The following is a 6,624-nucleotide window of genomic DNA, read 5'->3' as shown; positions in this document are numbered from 1 at the left end:
ACGGCAGGAACCAGAACACCACCGTCAGGTAGATCGCGAACCGCGCCACCAGCAGGATGCCCTCGAGGACGCGCCCCCGGACGTCGCTGCGTCCGCCCGTCCCGCGGAGCACCGACATGACGGCGGCCCGGTGCAGGTTGATGCCCTCGAGCGTGAGCAGCGGGAAGAACAACCAGCCCTGGTTCTGCACGAACACCCGGAGCGCCCCGTTCTTGACAGCCGCTGCGTCCTCGGGCAGGAAGCGGATCGCGTCCGGCGCGATGTCCGGGTCCTTGCCGACGGTGTTCGGGTTGCCATGGTGCCGGGTGTGCTTGTTCATCCACCACGAGTAGCTCAGCCCCACCAGGAACGTGCCGAGCCAGCGGCCCGCGCGGTCGTTCCACTTCTGGGACTCGAACACCTGACGGTGCGCAGCCTCGTGCGACAGGAACGCGAACTGCGTGAACAGCACCCCCAGCGCACCGGCCACGATCAGCTGGAACCACGAGTCACCCAGGAACGCGAAGACGACCCAGCACGCGGCCGTGGCGACGACGAGTGCGGTGAACAGCGCCCAGTAGAAGCCCCGACGGCGACGGAGCAGCCCGGCTTCCTTCACCTGTGCCAGCAGCGCGGAGTACGACGAGGTGCCACCGGTCCGTGGTCCGGCCGGGGAACCGGTCTTCCGGAAGCCGCTGGAGAGGGGTTTCGAGCTGGTCTCCCGCTGCGGGCTGGTACCGGCGTGCTGCGTGGTCATGGGTTCCCTGGTCGTCATCGGAATGGAAGAACGTTCCGGCGGCCGGGGTCTGGGGCTGCTGGTCCAACGCTAGAGCCGTCACGCTCCCGGGTGCAAGCCACAGGTCCGCGTGTCCGCCGCTCGACTACGGTTGTCCCGCCTGCTCGACGGAAGGACCGTTCCCCACATGACCGAGGTACGCGAAGCACGACTGGTCGAGACGTTCGTGACCCTCACCGACTCTCTGGTGGCGGACTACGACGTGGTCGACGTGCTGCAGACGCTGGTCGACCGGGCCGTCGAGCTGTTCGACGCCGCCGCGGGCGCCATCCACCTGCTCGACAAGCACGACGAGCTGCGGGTCGTCGCCTCGACGAGCGAGCGCAGCAGCTTCATCGGCCTGCTCCAGCTCAACGCCGGCGAGGGGCCCTGCATCACCGCCGTGACCACCGGCCGGTTGGTGACGTCGGAGAACGCCGACGACCTGCGGCAGCACTGGCCACGGTTCGCCGAGGCGTCGCGGGCGCGTGGCTACGCGGGCGTCCACGCCATCCCGCTCCGGCTGCGGGACACCACCGTCGGGTCGTTGAACCTGTTCCGCGAGACGGAAGGGGCGCTGAACGGAGCCGATGCCCGGGCCGCCCAGGCCCTCGCCGACGTCGCGACGATCAGCCTGTTGCAGCAACGGACCCTCGAGCACGCGACCCTCACCGCGGAGCAGCTCCAGCGTGCCCTCGACAGCCGGGTCGCCATCGAGCAGGCCAAGGGGTACCTCGCACGTGCGGCCGGGGTCGACGTCGAGCAGGCGTTCGGCATGATCCGTCGCTACGCACGTGCCACCCAGCGGTCGCTGAGCCAGGTCGCCGCCGACGTGGCACGCGACGACGTCCCGCTCGCCGACCTCCTGGCCGCCGGAGCGTCCTGAGCGCCCTGAGGGTTCACACGGGCCGCCTCCGGACCCACCGTTCCTCGTCGAGCCCCGTCCCGGGGTCGGTCAGTCGCGGACCCTCCGGCACGAAGCCGTGCTTGGCGTAGAACCGGCGCGCACGGGTGTTCGCCGCGAAGACGAGCAGGTGTGCGTCCTCGTCGCCGATGGCCGCGTCGAGGAGCAGGGCGGCGACACCGGTGCCGTGCGCACCCCGGTCGACGTACAGGGTGACGAGTTCGAGCTCGGGGAGCCCGCCGGCCGGGTCCGCTCGGCGCTCGGTGCTCGCGACGCCGAGCAGGGTCCCGTCGTCGGCCCGCGCGGTGAGCACCCCGCGGGTGCGTGTCCGGATCCGCTCCGCCCAGCGCGCGGCGCGGTCGGCACCAGCCGTTCCGTCGAGGAAGGCGTCCGGCACCACCCCGCGGTACGTCTGCTCCCAGCAGCGCGCCTGGAACGCACCGATCTCGCGCGCGTCAGCCGTGGTGGCGCGCGCGATGACCGGTGCCGGACCGTGCACGGCTACTTCGTCGTCGTGAAGGTGCCCCGAGCCCGCTGGTCCGAGCCGTAGCCACGGGCGTGCACCACGTGCGTGCCCGGTGCCAGCGCCGCCACGGTCTTCGTGACCTTCAGGCGGACCTTGCCGGCGGCGTTGGCCGTCGTGCGGGTGGCCCGGCCGCCGTCGATGCTGACGGTGACCGACTCGCCGGCGCGGAAGCCCGTCGCCGAGATCGCGACCTTGGCACCCTTCCGGCTGCTCGCCGGCGTCACCGCGATCGGGGTGCTCGTCGCCTGGGCCTCGGCACACGCGTCGCCCGGGGTACCGACCGCCGGAGCGGATGCGGTCACGCGTCCGTTCACGGCGCGCACGCCGTCGTCCTCGCGGATGCGCATGGTGCCGATCGAGTCGCCGATCACCGAGCCGCCCTGGGTGTTGCTGAGCGTCATCGGGTAGTCCGCCGTCCGCGAGAACGACGGGGTGCGGTCGCCGTTCACCGACACGGCGACCGCGCGGCAGACCTCGCCCGGCTGGAACGTGACGGCCTGCATCGCCGGACGGATGCGGTTGTCCGACGCCTGGTCGAGGTCGAAGGAGACCGTCGTCGCCTGTTCGGCCGGCCGCGAGAGCACGACCGCTGCCCGGACGACCGTGCGGGTGCGCCCCTCGTCGACGAAGCGGTCGGCGATGCGGGCGGTGGGACGGTTCGTGACCACCGGGGTACCGAGGGTCGCTGCGGGCAGGAGCGAGAGGTCGCTCAGCAGCATCCCGCTGTTCTTCTGCGGGACGTCGATCGTCACCTCGCGCACCGACGCCAGGTCGATGCCGGTGAAGGTGTCGAGCGGGATGCGTGCCTGCTGCAGGATCGTCTTGCGCGGCGCTGTCCGGGTGCCGGGGAGCAGCTGACCGGCACGGCTGGTGTCCGACACGCGTCGGGTCGCCACGGCACCGGTGGCGTCGCGGAGGCTGATCGAGACGTCGGCGTTCGTCGTCGCCGTGTCGTCCGGGGTGAGCCGGAGCGACAGCGCCTGGAACCCGGTGAAGTCACCGGCCGTCGGGGCCACCGGGACGTGCACCTGTCCGCCGGTCGCCGCCTTGGTGGGCGTGACGTGCAGGGCCGGGGTCGCCGGCACCGAGGAGGCCAGGAACGCGGGCGTGTAGTCCGGGGCGTTCGACGTGATCGAGACGCACGCCGGCAGGGTCTGCTTCGCGGGCAGGTTGTCGGTGCTCGCGCAGGTCTTCGCCGTCAGGGCACCGGTGGTGGTGATCGCCGGGTTCGTCGTGTCGAACAGGGCCAGGTCGCGTCGGCTCGCGCCGGGCTGCGAGGCCGTCACCCGGATGTCTGCCGCGCCCAGGGCGGCGGGCTGCCGGTCGGTGCCGTCGAACATCGGCAGGAACTGCTGCTCACCGTCGAGCGTCAGGCGGAAGAACCCGCTGATCAGGCTCGTGCCGACGGCGTACTGCTGGTCGGACGACAGTCGGGTGGTGTGCTTCGCCTTCGCGCCGCAGACCGCGTCGGACTCGTCGTACCAGTCGTCCGACGACGCCTTCGCGTACTTGCCCGGGGTCCACGTCGTGTTGAAGAAGTTGTGGTTCGCGCCCATCACCAGGACCGAGGAGCGCAGCACGTCGTCCCCGAAGGCCGTGCGGGAGTCGTCGTAGAAGTGCTGGCCCTGCAGGTCGGACACGTCACCGTCGCAGTACGGCAGGACCACCGCCGTGTTCGTGTCCGGCAGGGTCATGCGCCCGAAGTCGGTCGGCGCCAGGGGCAGGACGGCACGGATGCCGAAGGGGCTGGTGCGCTGCATGTTGAGCAGGGCCGCTCGGACCACGCCGTCACCGCCGCGCGAGTGCCCCATCAGCCCGACGTGCTGCAGGTCGAGCTTGCCGGTCAGCAGCGGTGACAGGCGGGGTTCCTGCCCGGCGTCGGCGCGCTGGAGCAGGCTGAGGTGGTCGAGGACGAGCTGGCCGCGGGCCACCGCTCCGCCGTCGTCCGAGTAGCTGCCGTCGAGGGCGTTGATCGCGTTCGCGGAGATCGACACGACGACGTTGCCGTGGCTGGCGAGCGCGGTCGCCGCGGCGTTGTAGCCGAGGTAGCTCGGGATGTCCGTCTGGCCCTTCCCGCACGGCCACGCCCTGGGGTTCTCGGTGCCGCCGACGCAGGCCTCGTGGCGGCCGTGCAGGAACACGACGACGGGGCGCTTGCCCGGGGCGTCCTCCGGGACGAAGACCGCGGCACGCATCTCGCCCTTGCGGCCGAAGCCCTTGATCGTCTCGGCCTCGTTGCCCAGGTCGTAGTCGGCCCGGGTGACCGCGTACTGGCCCGCTGCAGCGGGGTCGTCGGTCAGGGGTGCCGGGGCCTCGCGCGGCGCCACCGTCTGCGGTGCGGTCGCCGACTGGCGGTTGCCCTGCAGGTCGGTCGCACCCGACCATCCGAGTTCGACGCTGCGGGCGTCGGCGACCGTGGGGTCGGTCGTGGTGACCGTCAGCTGCCGCTGGTCGAGGCTCGTCTGCGCCACGCCGATGTCCGTGCCGTCGACCAGCAGGACCGGTGCCGCTGCGCGGATCGGCAGGGGCTCGGCGAGGGTCAGGACGACGGTGTACCCGCCGTCGGTGGGCGTCACGGTCCAGTCCTCGCCCTGCGCGACGGGCGTGCCCGGGGTCGTGATCGTGGTCGTCCCCGTCGCGGCGGTGGGCCCGTCGCCCGGTGCTGCGGTCGCGGGCAGTGCCGCGACCGTGCCGGAGACGGCGAGCGCCCCGGCGATGAGTGTCGAACACGCGATCTGCAGCGCGATGGTGGAACGGCGTCTCGGCGAACGGTTCACGTCGGATCTCCCCTGGTGCGACGGGCATGCGCCACCGCACGCTCCGTCGCCAACAGTAGGGAGACAGCTGTTGGCACCGGATCGTCCTGGAGGATGACGTGACGGCTCAGTACCTGAGGGTCCTCACGGGTGCGATGACCGGGTCGTCCTCGACGAGCCGGGAGGCCCCTGGCACGTCGTCGACGACGCCGTCGGTCGGCATGCCCCCGCGCGGTCGGGCACGTGGACCGTTCGCGAGTCCGGTGACGGCACGCAGACGGCCCCGCGACCAGGGTCGCGGGGCCGTCGGTGGTGCGGGTGGATCAGATGCGGCCGACGGTGCGGCGGCGGCGACGCAGCAGGACCATGAGCGTGGCGCCAGCGGCGAGCAGGGCCGCGGCGATGCTCAGCGGGATGGTCGGGTCCGATCCGGTGAAGGCGAGCTGACCGGTGGGCTGGTCGGTTCCGCCGCCACCGCCGGCGCCCGCGGGGCCGGTCGGGGTGTCGGTGGGCACCACGGCCGGAGCGGTCGGGCTGGGTGTCGCGGTGGGCACCGGTGCCGGGGCACGGACCGTGATGGTGACCGTCTGGGTGTCGTCCGGGCTGGTCCCGTTGGACGCGGTGATCGTCACGGTCGAGGTACCCGGGGTGGTCGGGGTACCCGAGATGACGCCCGTGGTGCTGTTGATCGTCAGGCCGTCGGGCAGGCCCGTGGCGGTGAAGGTCGGGTTCGGGGTGCCGGTCGCGGTGACGGTGGACGAGTAGGGCACGTCCACGGTGCCGTCGGACGGGGTGCCCGAGGTGATGGTCGGCGACTCGGACGGGGTGCCCGGGGCGGGGCAACCGTTCGAGGCGGTGATCGTGTTGGTGTCGAGGGTCACCGCGCCGGTGCGGGCCAGCAGTCGGCCCTGCACGGTCGCGCCGGTGGTGGCGGTCACGGACCGCTGTGCCAGGACGGTGCCCTGGAACTGCGCGCCGGTGCCGACGGTGGCCGAGCTGCCGACCTGCCAGAAGACGTTGCACGAGCTGGCGCCACCGGTGATCGTGATCCGGCTGGCGGACCCGATGGTCAGGGTCGACGCGGCCTGGAACACCCACACGGAGTCCGCGCTGCCGGCCAGGGTCAGTGCGCCGTTGTTCGCCAGGGCGAGCGCGCCACCGGAGTACACACCCGGCGAGAGCGAGAGACCGTTCAGCTCGGTCAGACCGGTCTGGGTCGGGGAGAGCGACGCGGCGACGTTGTACGCGGTGGTGGTGTCGCGCTGGGCCTGTGCGGCTGCGGCGTCGGTCTGGTGCGTGGTGCCGTTGACGACGCCGTTCGGTGCACCGCCGAAGCCCGTGATCGAGGTGCCCGGCGACAGGCCGAGGTCGCCGTTGACCACGGAGGGGCCGGTGTTCGTGACCGCACTGGCGCCGAGGACGCCGTAGGTCGATGCGGTGCCGAGGTTGACGGGACCGTCGATGACCGTGGCGGCTGATGCTCCGCCGCCGGTGCCGAGGGTGATCAACGCTGCGACGGCCGCGGCCGAGACGACGAGGAGGGAGCCCCGTCGGCGGTGGAGAGCGTGCATGGCCGTCTCTTCCTGCTGGGAGAGGCGGGGTGACGTCGGCGACGAGCGCGCATTCTCGGAGACTCGAAGTATGCGCTTCTCCACAGCCAGGACCTAGGAATGTCTGCACATCC

General features: G+C 72.0%; 5 protein-coding genes. 1 reads left to right on the top strand and 4 read right to left on the bottom strand.

What is annotated here, in order from left to right; genetic code table 11:
- Positions 1–736: fatty acid desaturase family protein (locus QRN30_RS04045; RefSeq protein ID WP_284760522.1), on the bottom strand; the 736-nt coding region annotated here is incomplete at its 3' end.
- Positions 737–902: 166 nt separating this feature from the next.
- Here QRN30_RS04045 and QRN30_RS04040 point away from each other — a divergent pair.
- Complete coding sequence (locus QRN30_RS04040; RefSeq protein WP_214585208.1) at positions 903–1,640, top strand: GAF and ANTAR domain-containing protein; 738 nt, start codon at positions 903–905, stop codon at positions 1,638–1,640.
- A gap of 13 nt (positions 1,641–1,653) precedes the next feature.
- Here QRN30_RS04040 and QRN30_RS04035 read toward each other — a convergent pair whose 3' ends face one another.
- The 3 genes from QRN30_RS04035 to QRN30_RS04025 all read right to left on the bottom strand — a co-directional run bounded on the left by QRN30_RS04035 (position 1,654) and on the right by QRN30_RS04025 (position 6,511).
- A complete protein-coding gene (locus QRN30_RS04035) occupies positions 1,654–2,157 on the bottom strand; it encodes a GNAT family N-acetyltransferase (RefSeq protein WP_259494999.1) in 504 nt (167 codons plus the stop codon).
- A 2-nt stretch (positions 2,158–2,159) separates the two neighbouring features.
- A complete protein-coding gene (locus QRN30_RS04030) occupies positions 2,160–4,961 on the bottom strand; it encodes an alpha/beta hydrolase (protein WP_284760521.1) in 2,802 nt (933 codons plus the stop codon).
- A 302-nt stretch (positions 4,962–5,263) separates the two neighbouring features.
- The gene (locus tag QRN30_RS04025) at positions 5,264–6,511 is read right to left on the bottom strand and encodes an ice-binding family protein (RefSeq protein WP_056073284.1); all 1,248 of its coding nucleotides are present in this window, start codon (positions 6,509–6,511) and stop codon (positions 5,264–5,266) included.
- Between the last annotated feature and the right edge of the window lie 113 nt (positions 6,512–6,624).

Origin of the sequence: Curtobacterium sp. MEB011 (assembly GCF_030209655.1) — a bacterium.
Lineage (GTDB): Bacteria > Actinomycetota > Actinomycetes > Actinomycetales > Microbacteriaceae > Curtobacterium > Curtobacterium poinsettiae.
This window is presented reverse-complemented; position numbering and strand designations above follow the sequence as displayed.